Origin of the sequence: Hydrogenovibrio kuenenii DSM 12350 (assembly GCF_000526715.1) — a bacterium.
Lineage (GTDB): Bacteria > Pseudomonadota > Gammaproteobacteria > Thiomicrospirales > Thiomicrospiraceae > Hydrogenovibrio > Hydrogenovibrio kuenenii.
In genome coordinates this window covers 2,104,342-2,126,599 of record NZ_JAGP01000001.1, presented here as the reverse complement: position 1 = coordinate 2,126,599, position 22,258 = coordinate 2,104,342, and the positions used below count along the sequence as shown (strand labels likewise).

General features: G+C 41.8%; 25 protein-coding genes. 10 read left to right on the top strand and 15 right to left on the bottom strand.

Going from position 1 to position 22,258, the window contains the following annotated elements; translation table 11 throughout:
* Window positions 1-5: 5 nt before the first annotated feature.
* From bioC to bioB, 4 genes are all read right to left on the bottom strand, one after another.
* Window positions 6-941, bottom strand: coding sequence for a malonyl-ACP O-methyltransferase BioC (gene bioC / locus N745_RS0110015; RefSeq protein WP_024851987.1), 936 nt, complete (start codon window positions 939-941; stop codon window positions 6-8).
* A gap of 6 nt (window positions 942-947) precedes the next feature.
* Entirely contained in the window at window positions 948-1,772 is an 825-nt protein-coding gene (gene bioH / locus N745_RS0110010) for a pimeloyl-ACP methyl ester esterase BioH (protein WP_084657356.1), read from the bottom strand.
* Window positions 1,773-1,860: 88 nt separating this feature from the next.
* Window positions 1,861-3,036: an 8-amino-7-oxononanoate synthase gene (gene bioF, locus N745_RS0110005; RefSeq protein ID WP_024851985.1), complete on the bottom strand. Its 1,176-nt coding sequence runs from the start codon at window positions 3,034-3,036 to the stop codon at window positions 1,861-1,863.
* Between the two features lie 47 nt (window positions 3,037-3,083).
* The gene (bioB, locus tag N745_RS0110000) at window positions 3,084-4,100 is read right to left on the bottom strand and encodes a biotin synthase BioB (protein ID WP_024851984.1); all 1,017 of its coding nucleotides are present in this window, start codon (window positions 4,098-4,100) and stop codon (window positions 3,084-3,086) included.
* A 165-nt stretch (window positions 4,101-4,265) separates the two neighbouring features.
* Here bioB and N745_RS12005 point away from each other — a divergent pair, with 165 nt between their 5' ends.
* On the top strand, window positions 4,266-4,979 hold the full coding sequence (locus N745_RS12005; RefSeq protein ID WP_024851983.1) for a ComF family protein: 714 nt from the start codon (window positions 4,266-4,268) through the stop codon (window positions 4,977-4,979).
* A gap of 71 nt (window positions 4,980-5,050) precedes the next feature.
* On the opposite strand, the gene N745_RS0109990 is transcribed toward N745_RS12005, so the two are convergent.
* From N745_RS0109990 to hisB, 11 genes are all read right to left on the bottom strand, one after another.
* Window positions 5,051-5,737 (bottom strand): zinc metallopeptidase, encoded by a 687-nt coding sequence (locus tag N745_RS0109990; RefSeq protein WP_024851982.1) that lies wholly within the window; start codon window positions 5,735-5,737, stop codon window positions 5,051-5,053.
* Between the two features lie 9 nt (window positions 5,738-5,746).
* Window positions 5,747-7,513 carry a thioredoxin domain-containing protein gene (locus N745_RS12000; protein ID WP_024851981.1) on the bottom strand — a complete coding sequence of 589 codons (1,767 nt, stop codon included), beginning with the start codon at window positions 7,511-7,513 and terminating at the stop codon, window positions 5,747-5,749.
* 34 nt (window positions 7,514-7,547) lie between these two features.
* Window positions 7,548-8,675, bottom strand: coding sequence for a twin-arginine translocase subunit TatC (gene tatC / locus N745_RS0109980; protein ID WP_024851980.1), 1,128 nt, complete (start codon window positions 8,673-8,675; stop codon window positions 7,548-7,550).
* 3 nt (window positions 8,676-8,678) lie between these two features.
* Window positions 8,679-9,179, bottom strand: coding sequence for a Sec-independent protein translocase protein TatB (gene tatB / locus N745_RS0109975; protein ID WP_024851979.1), 501 nt, complete (start codon window positions 9,177-9,179; stop codon window positions 8,679-8,681).
* 43 nt (window positions 9,180-9,222) lie between these two features.
* Window positions 9,223-9,468: a Sec-independent protein translocase subunit TatA gene (gene tatA, locus N745_RS0109970; RefSeq protein WP_024851978.1), complete on the bottom strand. Its 246-nt coding sequence runs from the start codon at window positions 9,466-9,468 to the stop codon at window positions 9,223-9,225.
* 155 nt (window positions 9,469-9,623) lie between these two features.
* The gene (locus tag N745_RS0109965) at window positions 9,624-9,944 is read right to left on the bottom strand and encodes a histidine triad nucleotide-binding protein (RefSeq protein WP_024851977.1); all 321 of its coding nucleotides are present in this window, start codon (window positions 9,942-9,944) and stop codon (window positions 9,624-9,626) included.
* Window positions 9,945-10,028: 84 nt separating this feature from the next.
* On the bottom strand, window positions 10,029-10,358 hold the full coding sequence (locus N745_RS0109960; RefSeq protein ID WP_024851976.1) for a phosphoribosyl-ATP diphosphatase: 330 nt from the start codon (window positions 10,356-10,358) through the stop codon (window positions 10,029-10,031).
* Complete coding sequence (gene hisF / locus N745_RS0109955; RefSeq protein WP_024851975.1) at window positions 10,355-11,128, bottom strand: imidazole glycerol phosphate synthase subunit HisF; 774 nt, start codon at window positions 11,126-11,128, stop codon at window positions 10,355-10,357. Before hisF ends, N745_RS0109960 begins: the two co-directional genes overlap by 4 nt.
* A gap of 8 nt (window positions 11,129-11,136) precedes the next feature.
* Window positions 11,137-11,883 (bottom strand): 1-(5-phosphoribosyl)-5-[(5-phosphoribosylamino)methylideneamino]imidazole-4-carboxamide isomerase, encoded by a 747-nt coding sequence (hisA, locus tag N745_RS0109950; protein ID WP_024851974.1) that lies wholly within the window; start codon window positions 11,881-11,883, stop codon window positions 11,137-11,139.
* 39 nt (window positions 11,884-11,922) lie between these two features.
* Window positions 11,923-12,561 carry an imidazole glycerol phosphate synthase subunit HisH gene (gene hisH, locus N745_RS0109945; RefSeq protein WP_024851973.1) on the bottom strand — a complete coding sequence of 213 codons (639 nt, stop codon included), beginning with the start codon at window positions 12,559-12,561 and terminating at the stop codon, window positions 11,923-11,925.
* Window positions 12,562-13,149 carry an imidazoleglycerol-phosphate dehydratase HisB gene (gene hisB, locus N745_RS0109940; RefSeq protein ID WP_024851972.1) on the bottom strand — a complete coding sequence of 196 codons (588 nt, stop codon included), beginning with the start codon at window positions 13,147-13,149 and terminating at the stop codon, window positions 12,562-12,564.
* Between the two features lie 430 nt (window positions 13,150-13,579).
* On the opposite strand from hisB, the gene ccoN reads away from it, so the two are divergent.
* From ccoN to ccoS, 9 genes are all read left to right on the top strand, one after another.
* A complete protein-coding gene (gene ccoN / locus N745_RS0109935; protein WP_024851971.1) occupies window positions 13,580-15,013 on the top strand; it encodes a cytochrome-c oxidase, cbb3-type subunit I in 1,434 nt (477 codons plus the stop codon).
* A 73-nt stretch (window positions 15,014-15,086) separates the two neighbouring features.
* Window positions 15,087-15,914 carry a cytochrome-c oxidase, cbb3-type subunit II gene (ccoO, locus tag N745_RS0109930; RefSeq protein ID WP_024851970.1) on the top strand — a complete coding sequence of 276 codons (828 nt, stop codon included), beginning with the start codon at window positions 15,087-15,089 and terminating at the stop codon, window positions 15,912-15,914.
* The gene (locus N745_RS0109925) at window positions 15,907-16,089 is read left to right on the top strand and encodes a hypothetical protein (RefSeq protein WP_024851969.1); all 183 of its coding nucleotides are present in this window, start codon (window positions 15,907-15,909) and stop codon (window positions 16,087-16,089) included. The genes ccoO and N745_RS0109925 overlap by 8 nt, the downstream gene beginning before the upstream one ends.
* Before the next feature lie 30 nt (window positions 16,090-16,119).
* On the top strand, window positions 16,120-17,019 hold the full coding sequence (gene ccoP / locus N745_RS0109920) for a cytochrome-c oxidase, cbb3-type subunit III (RefSeq protein WP_024851968.1): 900 nt from the start codon (window positions 16,120-16,122) through the stop codon (window positions 17,017-17,019).
* A 72-nt stretch (window positions 17,020-17,091) separates the two neighbouring features.
* Window positions 17,092-17,238 carry a hypothetical protein gene (locus N745_RS12690; RefSeq protein WP_169729911.1) on the top strand — a complete coding sequence of 49 codons (147 nt, stop codon included), beginning with the start codon at window positions 17,092-17,094 and terminating at the stop codon, window positions 17,236-17,238.
* A 138-nt stretch (window positions 17,239-17,376) separates the two neighbouring features.
* A complete protein-coding gene (gene ccoG / locus N745_RS0109910; protein WP_024851967.1) occupies window positions 17,377-18,849 on the top strand; it encodes a cytochrome c oxidase accessory protein CcoG in 1,473 nt (490 codons plus the stop codon).
* A 105-nt stretch (window positions 18,850-18,954) separates the two neighbouring features.
* Window positions 18,955-19,503 (top strand): FixH family protein, encoded by a 549-nt coding sequence (locus tag N745_RS0109905; protein WP_024851966.1) that lies wholly within the window; start codon window positions 18,955-18,957, stop codon window positions 19,501-19,503.
* Window positions 19,500-21,998 (top strand): heavy metal translocating P-type ATPase, encoded by a 2,499-nt coding sequence (locus tag N745_RS0109900; protein ID WP_024851965.1) that lies wholly within the window; start codon window positions 19,500-19,502, stop codon window positions 21,996-21,998. The genes N745_RS0109905 and N745_RS0109900 overlap by 4 nt, the downstream gene beginning before the upstream one ends.
* Window positions 21,998-22,207, top strand: a complete 210-nt coding sequence (gene ccoS / locus N745_RS0109895; protein WP_024851964.1) for a cbb3-type cytochrome oxidase assembly protein CcoS — start codon at window positions 21,998-22,000, stop codon at window positions 22,205-22,207. Before N745_RS0109900 ends, ccoS begins: the two co-directional genes overlap by 1 nt.
* Window positions 22,208-22,258: the final 51 nt, after the last annotated feature.

Here is a 22,258-nt window from a genome sequence, read left to right as displayed (position 1 = left end):
CGTTTTTAACGACGAAGCTGTTTAGCCTGGTTTTTAAAATCATCCAAGCTAATTTCGACTAAGCCGTTACGGTCTCGATCCGGTCCTTTGAAAACTTCTTGTGCCGCCCAGGCATGACCGTGAACCACTTCATAGGTTGCGGGCACTTTGCCTTCTTGACGAAATTCTTCGTAGGCTTCTAACATATGCGTAAAGTGCTGTTTTCCCATTAACCCAGCCTGGCGGTTTTTATGGGCGCTGGTAGCACCAATCGCTTTTAAGTCTTTGAGTACGCCAATTGGTTTGTCATAGGTCAGCGTAAAGTGTTCAACATCCATGACGGGCTGTCCAAAACCATTTCGAATCAATGCATCGCCGATATCATGCATATCGATAAAGGTATTCACGTGCTGTTGATCATCTACTTTTGACCAAGCTTGGCGCAATTCTTTTAAAGTGTCAGGGCCGAAAGTTGTCATCATCAAAAGTCCATCAGGTCTTAATAAACGACGGAATTCTTTAAATACGGCATCTAAATCATCGCACCATTGCAACATGAGATTGGTGACGATCAAGTCTACACTGCCATCGTCTAAAGGGACTTGATTGGCATCTGCTTGAATAAATTCTATTGGATTGTCTTGTATGCCGAATGCAGACTTGGTTTTTTGCCACAGAGAAGGTGGGAATTGCTGATGTAGTTTTTGTTCGGCTTTTGCCAGCATATTGGCAGACAAGTCAATGGCAATCAACTTGCAGTCGGGGTAACGTTGACGCATTTTAGCGGTCAAAATACCTGTGCCGGCACCAATATCCAGTATGGTTTTGGGTTGCATTTGTACCAGCTCGAGACGTTCATCCAAGTGCTCTGCGACCTGCTTTTGCAAAATAGCAGCGTCATCGTAAGTGGTGGCGGCATGGTCGAAATGATGTTGGATGTGGTCTCGGCTAAAGTGTTGCATAATGTGTTACAAAGTATGTTCCTGAATAAAGCCGACAATTGATTTTGCAGTGGCTTCTGGATGGGAAAAAAATGGCATGTGGCTTGCCCCTTGGATAAACTCAATTTGTCCAGCGGGATGTAATCTCTTTAAATCAGCAATCAAGTCTTTGGGGATCAGGGGGTCGTGTTCGCCAAGTAACCATAAGGTCGGTTGTTGCAATTCAGAAAGTTTGTCGCGGTTATCGATGTCTTTCAGTAGCGTCAAGCCTTGCAGTAGCCCTTGTAGTTTGGGCTGGCTACGTCCGGTCATTTGTTTGGTGTAGCGCTTCATCAAGTTGCGGCTGTCTTCGGAACCTTGTAGTTGAAGATGCCAGAATTGTTTGAGAACTCTACCTGCTTCAATACTGAGCGCTTTCATGAAATCGAACAACAGTGGCGGGCTGACAGCCCATTTCCAATGGTCGTTTTGTGTAAAGCGCGGGGTACTGGCAAGACAAATGAGTGTTTCGATTTTGTTCGGGTGAGCCAGTGCAAGCTGTTGCGCTAAAAGTCCGCCAAGAGACCAGCCCAATAGGTGTGTTTTTTCCGGCAATTGTTTCGCCAAGGCATTTAGCCAAGCAGGATTGATTTCGTCGTCTTTTAAATCTGAAAAAGCAGGGCTTTTCCCAAACCCAGGTAATTCAATCAAGTAAAGATTAAAGTAGGGTGATAAATATTGCTTTGCCCAATCTTCCCAAACTGCATTTTCCGCAGCCCAACCATGAATTAACGTTAAGTTAGGTACATTTGTCTCAGTTTGGCCTTTAGTTGGCTGGTGTGGGATAAATGTTCGGTTGAGAGTGATGTTCACGGATGGTGCCTGTTGAATCAAAATAAGTGAGTTATTTTACCTTTTTTGTCCTTTGCTTGCTTGATGGGGCAGGACAAGAATTAAAGATTTAACTGTGTGTCTTTTGTTGAATGGCTTTTAGGGCATCCAGTAGTTGTTGGATTTGCGCATGGGTATGTGAAGCCGAAAGCGTAATGCGCAAGCGAGCGGTGTCTTTGGGCACCGTTGGCGGTCGAATTGCGGACACCCAACAGCCGGCTTGTTTCAAAGTTTCTGACCAGGCAATGGCAACTTCACTATCGCCGAGCAGAATAGGTTGGATGGCACTTTCTGATGGCATTAAATTCAGTCCGATGGCTGTTGCACCCTGACGGAAAAATGCGATGTTGTCTTTGAGTTGCTGTCGGCGAACATTGGCGTCTCTCACCAGCTTCAGCGCGGAGCGTGTGACCTTGGCATTCACTGGCGACATGGCGGTGGTATAGATATAAGGGCGGGCAAATTGAATCAGCGCTTCAATCGCCACTTCGCTACCTGCGACAAAAGCACCGGAAGTACCGAATGCTTTACCAAGCGTGCCCATAATAAGGGTGTTTTCATCAGGGGTTAAGCCGAAGTGTTCGAAACAACCTTTACCCTTCTGTCCCAGAACGCCTAAACCATGTGCATCGTCAATCAGTAACCAAGCACCATATTTTTGAGTTAATGCCTGTATCTCAGGCAGTTTTGCCAGGTCGCCGTCCATGCTAAAAACGCCATCGGTGACAATCAAGCATTGGATGTTGGCTTCTTGTGCTTGTTTGAGACGTTTTTCTAAAGCCTTCATGTCATTGTGTGCATAGCGTTTTAAGTCTGCCGCAGATAACAAGGCGCCATCAAGCAACGAAGCGTGATTAAGCTTATCAGATAGAATCCAATCGCCTTTTTGCATTAACGCGGGTTGTACGGCTAAGTTTGCCATATAGCCGGTAGAAAATAGCAATGCACGGTCACAGCCTAGCCAATCAGCCAATTCATCTTCTAGTAAGTGGTGTTCGAGATGGTGCCCCGTTACCAGGTGCGCAGCACCGGAACCAACGCTGAGATCGTTGGTTTCTTGCAAGATTTTTTTTAATGCAGGGTGGTTGGCTAGCCCAAGATAATCGTTTGATGAAAAATTAATGGTCTGGAGGCCATTAATCTGCATTGCGGTGTCTTGCGCGGTAGTTGCTAGCGGACGACGGCGATAGAGATGATCTTTAGCGCGTTGCTCTAGTAAGGGCTGAAAACGTGATTTAATCGACATGAGGGTTGAGAACTTGCGCTCGACACTTCGTCAGAGCGCAATGCCAGTTATGCTGTCAGTTCAGTGATTTGCGCCGCCATTTTTTTAGCGGTCATTTCAGCTTTGGCATTTTGTTGCATGTGGATGCCAAGTTTTTTGAACAATTCTAAATCATGATCGGCTTCTGGGTTTTCGGTGGTTAACAGTTTGTCACCATAGAAAATAGAGTTAGCGCCCGCCATAAAGCATAATGCTTGCGCTTCATCCGTTAAAGACATACGCCCAGCAGATAAACGCACATAGCTTTTCGGCATGACAATACGAGCTGTAGCGATGATACGGATAAATTCAAATGAATCTGTTTGATCTTTCATATGCGCTAAAGGCGTACCTTCAATGGCTACCAATAGGTTAATCGGTACTGAATCCGGATGATGACGCATGGTGGCGAAAGTGCGAAGTAGTTCGGCACGATCTTTATGTTCTTCACCCATACCGATAATACCGCCAGAACAGACATTGATGCCTGCTTCCTGAATTTTATCAATCGTGTCTAAACGATCTTGATAGTTTCGGGTAGTGATGATTTTTGGGTAGAAAGCTTCGGATGTATCTAGGTTGTGGTTGTAATAATCCAAGCCAGCATCCTTCAGTTGCTTAACTTGATCATCAGTTAACATACCCAAAGTCACACAAGTTTCTAATCCTAGATCTTTTACAACACGAACCATTTCCAATACGCGAGGAAAATCCTTTTTAGTCGGGTTACGCCAAGCGGCTCCCATGCAAAGTCTCGTTGCACCACGTTCTTTTGCAGCAAGCGCTTGTTCGATGACTTCTTGCACTTGCATCATGTGTTCTTTTTCAACATCAGATTCATGGCGAGCACTTTGCGGGCAATAAGCACAGTCTTCTGCGCAACCGCCTGATTTGATGTTAATCAGTGTGCTGGTTTGAACTTCATTAGGATCAAAATGCATTCTGTGAACGCTCTGTGCCTGAAACATGAGGTCATTAAAAGGTTGGTTCATAATGTCTCGGATTTCTTCGAGCGTCCAATCGTTACGGATGTCACCAAGGCTCATGTGCTTTTCCTTCGCTTTGCTATCAGCACTAGATTTAGTGTTGATTGTGATAGGGTTATTTCGTTATATTCTTTCTATTATAACGGAAAGGCGATAAGAAAGCTGCCAGGAAAAACAGTAAGCAATGAGAGCAGTTTCTTACGTTTAATGAAGGGAAGTCGGTAAATGACCCAATATACAAAGGAAAATAGCTGGTTTCGCATTATTGAAAATTGGTTATTTCCTGTGTCGAACCATGGTAATCACTCTTTATTGACAACCATTCCTGCGGATCTTGATGATGCCTTACTCAAGGAATTAATTTTTTGGGAGCAAGGTTGCCCTGTTTGTGCAATGCCTAGTGCGGTTAATCAACTGTGTGGCGATTGTTTGGATCAGACATCCTATTTAGATCGAACGCAAGCTTTGTTGATTTTTAATGAAGCTGCCAAGCAGATGGTTCATGGTTTGAAATACCATGGTGAATTGTTTTGGAGTCGAGTGTTTGCAGAGCTGATGATACAAAGAATTGATATGACCGAGATTGATGCGCTAATCGCGGTGCCTTTACATTCCAATCGATTGGTTGAGCGAGGGTTTAATCAATCCTACGAAGTGGCAAAGCTTTTGTCTAAACAGTTGAAAATGCCATTGTTACAACAAGGCATAACCCGTAAAGTTGATACGCCACATCAAACTTTGTTAGATAAAAAACAGCGCCAACGTAATTTAAAGAATTGTTTTGCAATTGATAATGAAGCGTTATCGTCAATGAAACAAGTCGTATTGATTGATGATGTTATGACGACGGGCACTACGCTCGAACAATTGGCAAAGACTTTAAAGCAAACTTACCCTCATTTAAAAGTGCAAGCTTGGGTGGTTGCTAGAGCAGTTTGAATTTTACGAAAATCTGCCAGGCTGGGGTAAAGCAACAAGACCCAGCCTGGCAGATTTTGATTGTTTCAATATTAGTGTCGTTTGATAGCGCTCAGCCATTTCCAAAGATTGAATAGGCTTGATAAGGACGCGGCGACATAAGTCATGGCACAAGCGGTGAGAATTTTTCGGCTGATTTTTAAATCTTTTTTGTTTAAATAATCGCCTTCTTTCAATAGTGGAAGTGCTCTTTGGTAGCTGGCATCAAACTCTACTGGAAGCGTGCTGAGATGAATAATTACCGGTATGCCCATGCCGATAAACCCCGCAGCGAAAGTCACTAATCCAATCATCGGTGTATGCAATAGCGGAATTAAAACAGGTGTTGCCATTAAGGCAATACCGCTCATTTTCTGCATCCACTGCGCACGACCAATTAATTGCGTGCGCTGTTTAAGTGGTTCGTAGTCTGCTTGGTCTTGCAGTGCATGACCGATTTCATGAGCAACGGTGGTGATGGCGGTAAGTGAATTGGAATGATAGTTTCCCGAAGACAGTCGGACTATTTTATTAATGGGGTCGTAATGGTCACCATCGGGTGTTTCTTCAACGCGAATCGCGAGCTGGAATTTATTAATCAAATGTTCAGCAAATTGGTGGCCGTTGCCGGGAATGTCAGGATGAGGGGCGCTGTATTTATTAAGGATGTGTTTGGTCCACAGACTGGGCAAGCTGGTGACAATAAACAGCACAACAAATGCAATAATCAAAAAAATCATAAATATCAGTCAGGAACCGTTTCGACAATCAAAGTGATTTAAATAAGATGCATAGTCTAGCGGCGATGTAGTCACTTGTGAAGTGACTTTGGATAAAGCTGCTTTTTTCCTACAGTCGAGTATGGCGGTTGGGCTGGGAAGTGCATCATCTTTAATGGCCCAGTTGCCAGTTTGTCCGGGCAGAAGTGGGCTAGAAGTATAGTGCCAGCCTTTAGAAGTCAAAAAATGTTGGTGAGCATGTTGGCGCAAAGCTTGGATAGTTGGTGTTAACTGTGAGTCGTTTGTGACGGCCTGCCAATCTTTTAATCCTTGTACGACAAATGCATAATCTTGCTGGTTAGCTTTGCCCATTGGCTGATTGTTTTTTGAAAAGGCGCGAGGCGGGTTTGGTTGTTTAAAAATGCTTATTAAACGCTCAGCGAGTTGAGTGCCTTGCTGACGGTAGTGGCGATTGTTTGGTAGAGCTTTAGTTGCTTTTGCATAGGCAGAAAGCATTAGACCATTCCACGCCAGAATACTTTTAGTGTCTTTGGGAATCACTTCCATAGGACGCATTAGTTTGCGTTGAATACGTGACCAGTTTTTCGAAGTTGAGGTGGGCAGCCAGGCCGGTGTTTGCTGGTTTTTGACAAAAGGTGCTGGTTGATCCATGTGCCAGTCTTGAGAAACTTGTTTGTATTCTTTTTCGGTAAGTGCACTTTTCAACTCGGCTTCTGTCCAGAGGTAATCACCACCTTCAATGCCACGTTTGTCTATTGCAGATTCACTACTGATAAAGAGCTTAGATTTGGGATTGTAAAGATGGCGTTCTACATAAGCGAGGGTACTTTGTGCAGTTTGTGAAAAGTCATGACGTTGGAAGCGAGAAGCTGCCAGAAAGTAAGTTTTAGCAAGCAAAGCTTGGGTATAAAGCATTTTTTCAAAATGCGGTGTTTGCCATTCAGGGTCTATCGTATAGCGAAAAAAACCACCATTAATATGATCTCGAAGATGCAGGTTTTGCATTTGTGAAAGCGTCAGCATGAGCCAGTATTTATTTTCTTCCGTCAAATTAGGTTGTGACAATAAGGCTAAAAGTAATGGTGCTCTAGGGAATTTGTTTTCAGTTTTAAGGCCACCACTAAGCATGTCTTGACGGTCAGTTAAAGATTGAAAAAAGTCATTGGCAAACTGAATTTTCGTTAAAGCATTTGTGATTTTGTGTTCTTGTTTAGAAGAAATAGATTGCTTGGCAGTATTGATGATTTTGCTTGGATTAGTCCGCCAAAGTCTTTGGATGCGCTGTAATGTTTTAAGAAACTGTTGGTGAGGTTGATAGGTTAATGCAAAAAAAGGATAACCTTGAGGAGTAAGGAAAACATGCTCCGGCCAGCCAGCATGACCAGATGCTTTTTTTGCAAATGCAATCAAATAGCGATCAAGATCAGGCATGAGTTCGCGATCAATTTTAACGGAAATAAAATGTTGGTTCAGGTAGGTCGCAACTTTACGGTTTTGGTAGTTTTCGCGTTGCATGACATGACACCAGTGGCATGAGAAATAACCGCTAGAGATCATGATGATTCGGTTGGTTTTCTGTGCTTGTTTTAGAACGCTTGCTTGCCAAGATTGCCAGTGAACAGGGTCTTTAGCATGCATTGCCAAGTAGAGCGAGGGATTGTTAGCCAAGTCATTAGAGCTTAATGTGGATGCTTGTACCGAGTTAGAACTTAGGAATATAAGAAAGAGAGTAAGCAGTTGAGGTTTGATAAGGCGAGATAAAACATGATTAGCCATCAGAACGCTTAGGAACTGATGGCTTAAGAGAATTTTAAGATTTAGGCTTCTCTTCTGAAGCGTCATCTTTAGCTTCATTTTCAGAGTTGCCTTGCTCAGTTTCATCTTTTGACTCACTTTGTTGATCGTCATTTGTTTTTGAGTCTTCTTCTGCTTTCTGACGTTTTTTATAGTCATTTTCCAGAGCTTCAAATTCTGAGTCAATTTCATCAAAAGTTTTATCCCAATCTTCATCATTCTCTAAGCTATCGAGCGGCTCATTTTGATCTGCATAACGATCATCAAATTCGATGTTATCAGGGACTGGGTTTGGTGCTACAGATGAAGATTCAGTTGTACCTGAAGCAGCAGCATTAGACTTCGGCTTGTCTTGTTCTGTATCTGACTTTCCAGCTTTAGCTTCGCGTCGTGCTTTGGCTTTGTCGCGACTCTTTTTAACCTTGCCACCAACAATCACACCAGTTTCGTAAAGTAACCACATTGGCACAGCCAGCATTGTTTGAGAGACGATATCTGGAGGCGTCAATAGCATACCAATGACAAAGGCAGCAACAATAATATAAGGGCGAGCGTGTGTTAATTTTTCGGCGGAAACCATGCCTGTCAGAATAAGAATTACCACGACAATAGGAACTTCAAACGCAACGCCAAATGCGAAGAACATCTTAATTACAAAATCAAGATAGAGCGAAATGTCAGTTGCGATGGTGACGCCATGAGGTGCAGTGGTCGATAAGAAGCCAAAAACCAATGGGAAAACGACATAGAAAGCAAAAGCGCCACCTGCATAAAACAAGAAGGAGCTAAAAAACAGAATTGGAGCGACCAGTTGTTGTTCATGCTTATAGAGAGCAGGAGCGATAAAGCGCCAAGCCTGATACAGCAATACTGGCATAGCGACGTAAACACCAAGCACCAAGCTTAATTTAAAAGGGGTTAAAAAAGGTGATGCAACCCCTGTTGCTATCATGCTCGTTCCGGCAGGTAAAAAACGAGTTAGAGGTTCTGAAATATAGGTGTAGAGGTCGTTAGCAAACGGGAAGAGTGCAAAAAAAGCAACTAATATAGCGAGAATGCCTTTGGTCATGGCATTTCTCAATTCAAGCAGGTGCTGAACGAGGGTCATTTCCTGATCATGAGGTGGTAGTGCTGATGAACTCATGGTCTAGGCTTTCTCTTGTTGCGTAATCGAAGTGGTTTCTTTGCTAGGAGTTGAGTCTGTTTGTACTGACGATTTTTCCGAACTGCTTGTTGTATCGCTAGTTTTAGTCTCTTTTTTGCTTTGATCAGAATCAGGCAAAGCAGGTTGTTGTGGCGCCTTGTTAAACTGACTGTCTGTATAGCTTGCAGGTTCTTCGCCACCAAAGGTTGGACGAGAAATTTCTTCTTCAATTCCCCATTCTTGGTGCATTTGAGAGAAGTCATCTTGCAATTCTTCAGTAACAGATTCTAGCTGCTTTTTCTCTTCATCAAGGTTGACGGCCTCGTGAATTTCTCGCATAGCCGAGCTGATTTCACTGTCTTCTTTCATGCTATTGATAAAACGCTTGGTTTTACCCATGAATTGTCCGATTTTACGGGCAACTTCTGGCATGCGTTCAGGACCGATGACGATTAACGCCACGATCAGAACGACCAGAATTTCCATGAAGCCAATATCAAACATGATTGAGAAGCAGCAAAATTAAAGAAAGATGGCGCTTAACGAATTAAGCGTCAGGCTTTTCTTTTTTCTCTTCGGCTTTAACATCAAAGACGTTTTCACCATCTTTTTGTTCAAGCTTTTGCTCGGAAGCTGCTTTTTCGTCTTCTTTAGCTTCTTCTTCTTTAACAGCGTTTTTGAAGCCTTTGATAGCACCACCGAGGTCTGAACCTACGTTGCGAAGACGCTTGGCGCCAAATAAAACCAAAACGATAGCCAAGATAATTAATAATTGCCAAATACTAATGCCCATTCTATTTCTCCAGTGGTTGAACGCATTTTTAATAGGGGTTCAAAAAATTGATTGCTAATATTAGCAGAGTCAATAATTTAACGTACAAAAAAGTCGCTTTTAAAGGGACGATTTTGTTAAAAAAAGTTTATGACTTGTTTAAAGCTTTTAATGCTTTAGTTTCCCATTAAGTGAATATGGATGTGAAAAACTTCTTGCCCACCGCTTTCTCCAGTATGGATGCGCGTTTGGAAACCGTCCAATCCTTGAGATTCTGCTAGCTGAGGTAAAAGCAGCATCATATGTCCCATCAAATCTTTATCTTCAGGAGATAAATCAAATAGTGTGGCGATAGGTTTTTTTGGAATGACGAGCAAGTGGATGCGCGCTTTCGGATTGATATCACGAATAACGATGCACTTATCATCTTCGTAAAGAATTTCTGCTGGTAATTCCTTATCGATGATTTTGCTAAAAATACTTTTTTCAGAGGTCATGATGCTTCCTTGTGAGAGTGTTTAACCTTTTTGTTCAAGCCACTTTTGATGGCGAAGGCAAAGAAAGATTAAGGGGGTTAAATTTTATTCGCTGCGGTTGGCTTTTTCAACATGGCCTGATAGTCCAAAGCGTCTTTCAAGTTCAAGAAGAATGTCTTGGCTTGAAAGTCCTTGTTGATGTAACAGTACTAATGAGTGAAACCAAAGATCTGTTACTTCGTAGATTAAATGTGATTTATCTGAAGCGCCGTCACAGTCTTTTGCGGCCATAACGGTTTCAGTCGCTTCTTCGCCGATTTTCTTTAAGATTTTGTCCAGACCTTTATGGTAAAGGCTGGCAACGTAAGAGTCATCAGCAGATTCTAGTTTTCTGTTTTCTAAAACGTCATCAAGTTTTTGCAGTAGTTCGCTCATAGTCGTACCTCAATGCCAGCTTTCTGCATGGCTTGTTTGGCTTCTTGGACAGTGTGTTGTCCAAAGTGGAAGATGCTTGCTGCCAGTACGGCTTCTGCATGACCTGAAACCACCCCTTCGGTGAGGTGAGAAAGTTCGCCAACGCCACCTGAAGCAATTACGGGAATGTTGACAGAATCGGAAATGCTACGGGTAAGCGCTAGGTCAAAACCGATCTTAGTGCCGTCTCTATCCATGCTAGTGACTAACAGTTCGCCTGCGCCAAGTTCTTGCATTTTTTGGGCCCATTCAATGGCGTCAATACCTGTTTCTCTGCGACCACCATGAGTGAAGATTTCCCATCTGTCTGGATCTCCTGGTAGACTTACTTTTTTGGCGTCAATGGCAACTACGATACACTGAGAACCAAAGGTGTCACAGGCTTCTTGCACAAAAGCTGGATTGAAAATTGCTGCGGAATTAATGGCAACTTTATCAGCACCGGCATTGAGCATTCTTCGGATGTCTTCAAGTGTACGAATACCGCCACCGACAGTAAGTGGAATAAAGACTTGGCTAGCGACTTCTTCGACTACGTGTACCATGGTTGCACGGTCGTCAGACGTGGCAGTGATATCCAAAAAGGTGATTTCATCTGCCCCTTGTTCATCATAGCGTTTAGCGACTTCCACAGGATCGCCAGCATCTCTTATGTCGACAAATTGTACGCCTTTAACGACGCGACCGTTATCAACGTCTAAGCATGGAATGATGCGTTTTGCTAAACTCATATATCTTCCTAGTTTGCGCTTTGTGATAATTGGTCAGACAAGGATTGACCTTCTTTAAAGTCAAGCGTGCCTTCATAGATAGCGCGACCAGTAATGGCACCGATAACGCCATCTTGTTCTATGGTTGCCAGTGCTTTGATGTCGTCTAGGTTGGTGATGCCGCCAGAAGCAATGATAGGAATGTTTAAAGCCTGAGCAAGTTGTTGTGTTGCTTCAATGTTAACACCTTGCATCATGCCATCTCGACCGATGTCCGTGTAGATGATCGCATCCACGCCATCGTCTTCAAATTGTTTTCCAAGTGTTGCTACGTGATGCTCGGTGACTTCAGCCCAGCCATTGATAGCAACCATGCCTTCTTTAGCATCAAGGCCAACCATTATATGCCCTGGAAAAGCTTGGCAAGCTTCGGCAACAAATTCTGGGTTGTGAACGGCTTTGGTTCCTATAATGCAATAGCTGACACCCGCGTTCAGGTAAGCTTCAATGGTTTTTAAGTCGCGAATACCACCACCTATCTGGATAGGAAGCTCTGGAAAATGCTCTCTAACTTGGTAAACGGCTTCGCCATTAACGGGCTTGCCTTCGAAAGCACCATTAAGATCAACCATGTGCAAGCGTCTTGCACCTTCATTAACCCAGCGCTGTGCCATGGCAACGATGTCACCTGAAAAAACTGTAGCGTCTTCCATAATGCCTTGGCGCAGTCTTACGCATTGACCGTCTTTTAAATCGATAGCAGGAATTAATAACATAGTGAGTAAGTTTGAACCTTTGAAATTTAATAAACTGTTTTACGGTTGCCAGCTTAAAAAGTTTTTGAATAACTGTAGCCCTGATTCTGCACTTTTTTCAGGGTGAGCTTGTATGGCAAATAGATTGTCTTTTGCGATTGCGGACGTAAATTTCGTGCCGTGTGTTGTTTCGCCAGCCACAATATCTGTTTCTTCTGGTGCGACATAATAACTGTGTACAAAGTAGAAACGACTGTCTTGCGGAATTTTATGCCAAATAGGGTGGTCTTGGGTTTGATGGATTTGGTTCCAACCCATATGAGGCATTTTTAACTCAGGATGCTTTGTTAAGTCAAACTGAACAACATCACCCTTTAAAACATTCATGCAGTTAATACCGTTGTTTTCCTGGCTGTGAGTCATTAAAACTTGTAGCCCCATGCAGATACCGAGAAAAGGTTTTTCTTGAGCTGCTTTTTGTAGGCTATGAATCATACCTGTTTCATTTAAAGCTTGCATGCAGGCTTTTGCAGCACCTTGACCTGGAAAAATAACGGCGTCAGCAGAATCTATGTCTTGTGGGTGATTAGAGATAAGGATTTTTGTCTGGTCGTTAGCAACATGCTCAGCAGCTTTGGCAACTGAGCGCAGGTTGCCCATGCCATAATCCACAACAACAACTTGTTTCAATGCTGCCATTTAAAGCGCACCTTTCGTAGAAGGTAGAACGCCAGCCATGCGTTCGTCATGTGTAAGGGCCATTCTTAGTGCGCGGCCAAAAGCTTTAAAGATTGTCTCAGCCTGATGGTGAGCGTTATGACCTCTCAAGCAATCTATATGCAATGTAACTTGTGCATGATTAACAAACCCTTGAAAAAACTCATAGACGAGTTCGGTATCAAAATTTCCTATGGAACCTTTTGTGAAGTCGGCATTGAAAACAAATCCAGGTCTGCCGGATAGATCAATAACAACTCTTGATAGGGCCTCGTCTAGCGGGACATAAGCATGTCCATAACGCTGAATACCTTTCTTGTCGCCAACAGCTTCTTTGAGAGCCATGCCAAGTGAAATACCAATATCTTCTACAGTATGGTGGTCGTCAATATGCGTGTCACCATTGGCTTCGATGTCTAGATCAATTAATCCGTGGCGGGCAATTTGGTCAAGCATGTGTTCTAAAAAAGGAACACCTGTTTTTAGCTCTGCCTTACCTGTACCGTCTAAATTGACCGAAACTTTTATTTGTGTTTCAAGTGTGTCTCTTTCAATGAGTGCATGACGCATAGCGGAGTCCTAATGTTTTAACTTAAGATTTTATTGGCGACTATTATAGTGTTTTTCTGGGAAAGTTGTTGGGTTTGAATTGTTCTCTAGTTCTATGAAAAGAAAAGAGTAATAACGTTTGAGTCGATGAATCTTAAAAAGAATTAAGAAAAGCTAATATGAGGCATAAAAAAATTTTGTAGTGAATAGAGCTGAAATTAAAGGGGTTCTTTGAGATAATTGCCGCGTTAATGGATGTGAAGCTTCTTTTGAAAATGAAGAAAGTATTGAAGTTTCTGCGGTTTTTCTTGATGTACATTAATTTTTTAGTTGCTTTGGAATGAGCATTATTTTGATAAATGTATATAATGCCGCTTGAGGAGATTTCAACACTCAATTTCATTTATCGATTGGAGTTGAATTAATTTTGACTAAAAGGGGGATCCAGCTAATGGATACTATGGCAAAGCCACAATATGACAACGGTGTGGTTAAGTACCTGACGGTTGGTGCAGTTGTGTTTTTGGTAGTCGGTACCTTGTTTGGTACTTACGCCGCAGCAGAGCTTGCTTGGCCGGTTTTAAACTTTGATATTCCTGAGATTACATTTGCTAGATTGCGTGTAATGCATACCAATACGGTTATTTTTGCCTTTGGTGGTATGACTTTGATGGCAACAGCCTTCTATACGGTGCAGCGTACCAATGGTATCAAGCTATGGAGCAATGGCTTGGCATGGGTAACAGCAGTGCTATATACAATTGGACTGTTGGCTGTTGTAGTCACTATTTCACTAGGTATGACAACGGGTAAAGAATATCATGAACAAGAGTGGCCATTGGCGATTGCAGTAGCACTTGTTTGGACGCTTTATACTTTGAACTTCGTGATGACAATCGCAGGTAGAAATAAAGAAACGCATCCGAACGTTTATGTATCTAACTGGTTCTTCCTTGGAATGATGATCGCGATTACTTACCTATATGTGGTAAATGGATTGGCGATTCCTGTTTCATTGTTCCGCTCATATTCATTGTTCTCTGGTGTTCAAGATGCCATGATTCAATGGTGGTGGGGACATAATGCGGTAGGTTTCTTCCTAACTGCTGGTTTCCTTGCAATCATGTACTATTTCGTACCTAAGCAAGCGCAACGTCCAATTTACTCTTACAGACTATCAGTTATCCACTTCTGGGCACTGATGTTTGGTTATGTTTGGTTGGGTGCTCACCATTTGCAATATACTGCGTTGCCTGATTGGACTGGATCTTTGGGTGCGGTTATCTCTTTGGCGATGATCATTCCTTCATGGGGTGGTGCATTGAACGGTATGTTGACACTTTCAGGTGCTTGGGACAGATTGCGTACTGACTATATCTTGCGTTTCTTAATCATTTCGCTGGCTTTCTATGCAATGTCAACGTTTGAAGGGCCTGTTATGGCATCTAAAACAGTAAATGCTCTATCTCACTATACTGACTGGACAATCGGTCACGTACACTCTGGTGCGTTAGGTTGGGTTGCTATGGTGTCAATCGGTGCGATTTACCACATGGTGATGAAGCTTTGGAAAACAGAAATGTATTCTATGAAGTTGATTAACTTCCACTTCTGGTTGGCAACTATCGGTACTGTTTTCTATATCGTTGCGATGTGGGTTTCAGGGATTATGCAAGGTTTGATGTGGCGTGCTTATGATGAGTATGGTACGTTGGCATATACTTTTGCCGAATCAGTCGCTGCGATGCATCCTTATTATGTGATGCGTACAGTAGGGGGCTTCTTGTTCTTCTCTGGTGCCGTTGTAATGTTGTATAACATTGTTATGACAATTCGCACAGCCGAATCAAGACAAACTTCAGCAGTTGCAGCTGCTCAGGCTTAATTGCTGATGGATTGCGGAAGACTTGATTGCCTTCCGCAAGTTAGATAAATTATGAGTTGAGGAGCATAGACTCATGTCAGATAGTAAACCTAGAAATTTACAAGAACGACTAGAGAGAAATATCTTTGGGTTGTTTATAGCCACCGCACTTATGGTGTCTATCGCAGGTATCGTGGAAATTGTGCCGTTGTTTTATCTCAAAAGTGCAGTTGATTACACTGTAAAAACAGATAAGTACGGTAACGTAAAAAACGATAAGTTTCCTGAGTTAGTTTGGCATAGAACTTTTACTGTGAACGCCAATGGAAAGTTGGTTTCTGATAAGGTTTTATACAAAGAAGATAAAAATGGTAAATGGGTTATTGGTGACTGGAAACCAGGTGATGGTGTCCGTCCTTATACACCTCTTGAGTTAGCTGGCCGTGATATTTACCTTCGTGAAGGTTGTTATATTTGTCACTCTCAGATGATTCGTCCTTTCCGTGATGAGCGTGAACGTTATGGTCACTTCTCATTGGCTACAGAATCAATGTACGATCATCCTATGCAATGGGGTTCAAAACGTACAGGTCCTGATTTAGCTCGCGTTGGTGGGAAGTATTCTAATGAGTGGCAGATTATGCATTTGATGCGTCCACAGGATATGGTTCCAGAATCTGTTATGCCAGCTTACCCTTGGTTAGCTGAAAACCCGATTTCGAAGAGTTTCTTCGGTACTAAGCGCGATATGGTTGAGCGCTTGAAAGTGATGCGTGAATTGGGTGTACCTTATACAGATGCTGAAATCGCAAATGCTGATAAGGCTATTAAAGGTTACACTGAAATGGATGCTTTGGTCGCTTACCTACAGGTTCTAGGAACTATGGTTAAGCTTGACGATAGTAAGTCATACCGTGAGTAAAATTTCAGCTTATTTCGAAACAAACTGGGGCGCGATGACCGCCTCAGATTGGATTGGATTAACCATTACGCTTGTTGTATTTTTTGGAATGCTCATTGCCTTTGCAAGAACGTTACGTCCGAGTAAAAGGAAAGAGCTTGAGCAAGAAAAATACAAAATACTAGACGAAGATTAAAATTATCTGATTATTCTGAGGAGAATAACTATGGCACATCATAATCCATGGCCAGATGAGGGGAATACTGGGCATATTTGGGATGAAGATCTCCGTGAACTGGATAACCCACCACCACTTTGGTGGATGCTTTCTTTTTATGCCAGTTTTGTAATGATTGTGTTTTATGCACTTTACTACCCAACTATTCCGCTAGAGCATTCTTATACTAAAGGTTTAGCTGGTTGGTCTCAGGTGGGTGAATACCACGAAGATTACAAAGTACTAAAAGATTGGCGTAAGAAAAAATTTGCTGATCAGGAAGAAAAGCTTGCAGCATTATCTGTTGATCAAATTATCAAAGATAAAGACTTGAAAACCTACGCCATTAAGACATCAAAAATGTTATTTGGTGATTATTGTGCGGCTTGCCATGGTGCAGGTGGACAAGGGAATCCTAACTTTCCGGTTCTTGCAGACGATGATTGGTTATGGGGTGGTAAGCCTTCTCAAATCCAAGCGACTATTACTAATGGTCGTATCGGTAATATGCCTGCAAAAGGGATGATGGGTAACCTAACTGATCAAGATATTGAGCACGTTGCAGATTATGTAATTGCCTTGTCAAACGGTAAAGGTAATGATCCAAGTGTTGCTGCTGGTAAAGCTGTATATACTAAGGGTATGTGCTTCGCTTGTCACGGTCCAGCTGGGAAGCCTTTGGCTCCAGCAGGTGCAGCTAACCTAACGGATCATATTTGGCGTTTCGCTGGTGATAAAGATGACATTATCAGAACGATTACATATGGTGTGAACGTTAAGAAAAATGGACGGTTAATTGCTCATACAAGAAATGCAGTTATGCCATCTTTTAAAGAAAGATTGCCAGACCCTGATGTGAATATTAAACGCTTAGCAGTTTATGTTTACTCATTAGGTGGTGGACAATAGATTTGAGAGGAGAACTTAGGTTCTCCTTTTTTTTCGCTTAGCAAAATTGATTTAAATCAATGGAGGTTGGATATGAATGAATTGAATAGTGATTTTGTTTTATGGATCTCAATTGGGGCGCTTGTCTTGTCTATTGTAGCTTTGATTGGTTTTGGTTACAAAGCCACCAGAGGGATTGAAGGACTTGAGAAGAAGGATGATGATTCCTCAGAAAGCTAGTGATTCAGTTAAAGGCCTATTTTATTAGGCCTTTTTTTATTAAGAATTCTATTAAATTGTATAAGAAACATTGCTTAGTAATTTGGTGAAGTTTCTTATACAATTTTTTACTTTGTAACGAACAATTAGGAAATTTTTATGTCAGACCATGAGAACCCTGTAAAAAATGATGCAGAACCAAAAATGGCATCGATGCTCGATGAAATGGATGTGTCGAACAAGAATTTGCAGAATATTGGGGTAGAACTCCTAACGGTCCATACTGAAGGAACTGTCCATGCGAAACGTATGTCTGGGATGTTTCGAAATGTGAAGTGGATTGTCATGGCGTTATGGTCTATTTTCTTCTTATCCCCATATCTTAGATGGGATGGCAATCAAGCAATTTTGTTTGACTTGGCTAATCGTCAGTTTCATATTTTTTGGATTACCATTCTTCCGCAAGATATTTGGTTGCTTGCAATGATTCTTCTGTTTTTCGCACTACTTCTTGCTGCTTCAACTGCTGTGGCTGGGCGTTTGTGGTGTGGCTACGCTTGCTTTCAAACTGTGTGGGAAGATGCATTTACATGGATTGAGGAAAAAATTGAAGGTCAGCCTAATAAAAGAAAGGCATTAGATGAAGAGCCATTGAGTTTTAAGAAAATAAGAATCAAACTGCCTAAATGGATTATTTGGGGAGTAATTGGTTTTTTAACAAGTTTTTCTTTTGTAGCCTATTTTGACTCTGCATTTGATCTTTGGTATCGCTTGTTTAAGTTTGAATGGACCTATACAGAAACGACCGTTATTTTAGGGTTAGGCGCAGCAACTGTATTTTTTGCAGGTTTTCTTCGTGAGCAAGTCTGTATTGGTTTTTGCCCGTATGCGCGTATTCACGGTGCGATGATTGATACTGAAACAGTCGTTCCGACTTATGATGTGGATAGAGGTGAGCCTCGTGGACGAATGAAACGAGCTAAACCAGGAGAAGAAGCGCCACAATTGGGAGATTGTATTGACTGTAACTTGTGTGTTGCCGTTTGCCCGACTGGCGTTGATATTCGTAAAGGTCAACAATTTGGTTGTATTACATGTGGTCTTTGTATTGATGCATGTGACTCAGTTATGGAAAAAATTAAAAAGCCAAAAGGGTTGATTCGTTATGCATCTCTAGCGGAATTTGCAGGTAAGCCATTTGTTCCTTTATTTAAGCGACCACGCGTTATAGTTTACTCATCAATAATGGGGCTTGCAGGTGCAATGCTGGTTTGGGGTCTGCTGACTATGTCACCAATAGATATAAAGGTACTGCATGAGCGTGCGCCATTATTTGTTCAAATGAGTGATGGAACCATTCAGAATAAGTATTACGCGAAAGTGGTTAATAAGACAGATAAACCGCTTGAAGCTAAAATAACGGTAACGGGTCCAAAATCATTAATGTATATTGCCGATAAGACAATACGAGTGCTTCCTGGTGAAGTGGGGACAGCAGAAATATTGGTGCGTATTCCGAGACAGGATTTGAAAGAGGTGAATACCCCTATAGAAATTCATGTTCAAGATGCTAATAAGCCTGCTATAAAAGCAGATTATGACAGCATGTTTATTAGTCCAAAAATCAGATAGTATTCAAGACTATCGTCAGACTAATCAATAATCATCAATAAAAAAATGAGTTTATAATAATAGCCCTAGAAATCTAGGGCTTTTTTATTTTTAGGAGAAATACCCTTGACCGAAACTAATCAAGAAAATATGTTAACTCCAGAGAAAAAACGTGACTGGAGTATTGCTTGGAAAAACCCATTTGTAATAGGTTGGATCTCTATTCTTATTGTTGTAGTGACGGTGAATTTTTTCATGGTCAGTATGGCTATTGTAACGGCGCCTGGCTTAACCATCTCAGACTACTATGAGAAGGGTAAAGATATGGGGAAAATCATTGCCATGCGTGAACACATGAAACAGTTGGGCTGGAAGTTAAACATTGATTTGCCTATTTTGACGCAGGGAAAGGATCAAAGTTTCGATGTCACAGTTTTAGATAAATCTGGGAAGGCTATGAATGTCGATACAGCAATTCTCTACTATTACCGACCTTCTGACAAAAATTACGACGGTCAGCTCACATTAAAGCCAGGAGCTGGAACAGGGGTTTATCAGGGTAAGATTAAGTTACCGTTAAAAGGTAAATACGATTTGGTTATGGAAGTTACCAAAGGGAAAGAAGTTTTTAACCTTGGACGTTCTATTATGGTACAGGAAAAGGTCAGTAAGTGATTTTAAACAACTGCTACCATTGTGGTCAACATATAGAAAAAGGCGAATTGGTTCTTCAATCGATTAAAGGGGTGGAACACTCTTTTTGTTGTCATGGGTGTGCGGGCGTTTGTGATGCGATCCACGAAGCAGGAATGGAAAGCTTTTATAAGCGAACTATCGAAGGCGATTTGCTTTCGCCACCGCCACCACCAAGCAAAGACGCAACCTTTTTTGATTATGATGAAGTTCAGGCTCAATATGTTTCCAAACTGACCTCTAAAAGAGAAATTACTCTCATCTCAGAAGCCATCCATTGTGCAGCTTGTATTTGGTTAATAGAGCATACGCTAGCAAAAATGGATGGTGTTTTACTCGCAAAAGTAAATTTTACCAATAAGCAAATCAAGCTGCGTTGGGATAATGACAAAATCAAGCTTTCTGAAATTATTCAAAAGCTCAATAAGGTTGGTTATGATGCCACGCCTTATGATGCATCCGCGAGTCAAAAAGCTTTCCGAAAAGCGAATCGTGATCTATTGTATCGTTTAGGTTTTGCCGGTTTTGCCATGATGAATGTCATGTGGTTTTCGGTTGCACTATACACCGGTGCTGATCAAGAGAGCCTGTTCCGCAATTATTTCCACTGGATTGAGTTCATTATCGCGACCACTGTAATTCTTTATTCAGCTAAACCTTTTTTCCAAGGTGCGATGACATCGCTAAAGTCGAGAACCATCGGAATGGATGTGTCGATTTCGCTTGGGGTGATTACGACTTATTTATACTCGTTTTGGGTAACAATTGATTCCAGTCATCCAGGTGAAGTCTATTTCGACACCATGGTGGATTTTATCTTTTTACTACTTATCGGGCGCTATATTGAAGCTATTTCAAAGAATAAGGCCGTTGATGCAACACGCCGCTTGGTTGAATTACAGCCCAAGGTCGCTCGGTTAAAAACGGAAGATGGTTTTGAAGTTGTATCCGTCACTCGGCTTAAGAAGAAAGACTTGGTTATTGTAAAGCCTGGAGATCAAATCCCAGTGGATGGCTTGGTTATTTCCGGTACGGGTAATGTCGATGAAGCGATGTTGAGTGGTGAATCAACGGAAGTCTTTAAGCAAGAAGGGACAAAAGTTTCTGCTGGAACCATAAATATTGATGGCTCACTGACCATAGAAGTTGATGCTATTATGCAAGAAACCATGCTTGGTAAGATTGTTGAAATGGTGGAAGAGGCACAAGGTGCGAAAGCCAGTATTCAATGTACTGCTGAACGGATTATGCCTTGGTTTGTTACGGTTATTATTTCCTTATCTGTGTTGAGTTTCCTTTATTGGATTGTTGAAGCAAACTTAGAAACGGCAATGATTGCTGCAACTTCAGTGTTGATTATCACTTGCCCATGTGCATTTGGTTTGGCAACTCCAATGGCCACTGCGGTCGCATCCGGAGTCTCGGCTTCTCATGGAATCTTGATTAAAAATGGCGCATTGCTCGAAGTACTAAACGAAGTGAATCATTTTGTATTCGATAAAACGGGTACTTTGACAAAAGGTCAGATGAAGTTGGTTGATAGTCATGTTGTTGAAGGCATTGAAGATAAAGATGCGCTATTGAAAGACATTTACAGAGTTGAGTTTCACTCAGAGCATAGTTTAGCTAAAGCCGTTTGTCAGAGTTTGCATAGTATGTATTCGGATTTAGCAAATAAAAACTTGGAACTTGATTTCTTCCAGGCTCACCCAGGACGTGGTGTTGAAGCACGCTATCATGGTCAGCACTATTTATTGGGAACTGCAACATGGCTGAAGCAATATGATATTGAGATGCCAGACATCTTTGTAAGCTTAGAGGCAGAGCGTGCAGAAAAAGGACAAACCTCTGTCTGGGTTGCACTTGATAACAAGATTGTTGCCATACTTTTCTTGGAAGATGAGTTAAGACCAGATGCATTGGAATTGATTTCACGTCTAAAAGAGAAAGGTAAATCTGTTACTTTGTTGAGTGGAGACCGTTATGCAGTCGCAAAAACGGTTGCAGAAAAACTTGGCGGTATGGAAGTGATTGCTGAAGTTCTACCTGAAGATAAACACGAAAAAATTAAGCAAATACAAGCGTCAGGTTCTCGTGTTGCAATGGTAGGTGATGGTATTAACGATGCGCCTGCATTGGTTCGTTCTGATGTCGGATTTGCTTTGGGTTCGGGAACAGATATTTCGATGGATAGTGCGGATATAGTTTTGCTGAACAATGAACTTATTTCAATAGACACAGCAGTAGAATTGTCAGCACGTACTTTAAGAACGATCAAACAAAATATTGCGAGCAGTATCATTTATAATTTTACTTTGGTTCCTTTAGCTATGGCAGCGACTCTGACACCACTTATTGCTGCTGTTACTATGCCGTTAAGTAGTTTGATAGTTATTGGGAATGCAGCAAGAATAAGAACATTCTTTAGCAAGCGTGCGATTGCTAAACGTAAGCGTAGACGACAAGAGGCGATGTAATGGATGTTGTATTTGGTTTAATTCCAGCAATGTTATTGGTTGGTTTTTTGGCTGTTGTTGTCTTTATTATCATGGGCAAGACAGGCCAGTTTGATGATCTTGATGGCGCAGCAAATAGTATTTTCATGGATGATGAATACGAAGAAGATGAAAGAACAGCGCAAAAAGAAGCTCAGCAGCAAGTTGAGCAACAAGACAAAAATTCTTAATTATTTTTGTTGTTATAGAACTCTCAATTGGTGAGTTCTATAACGTATCCT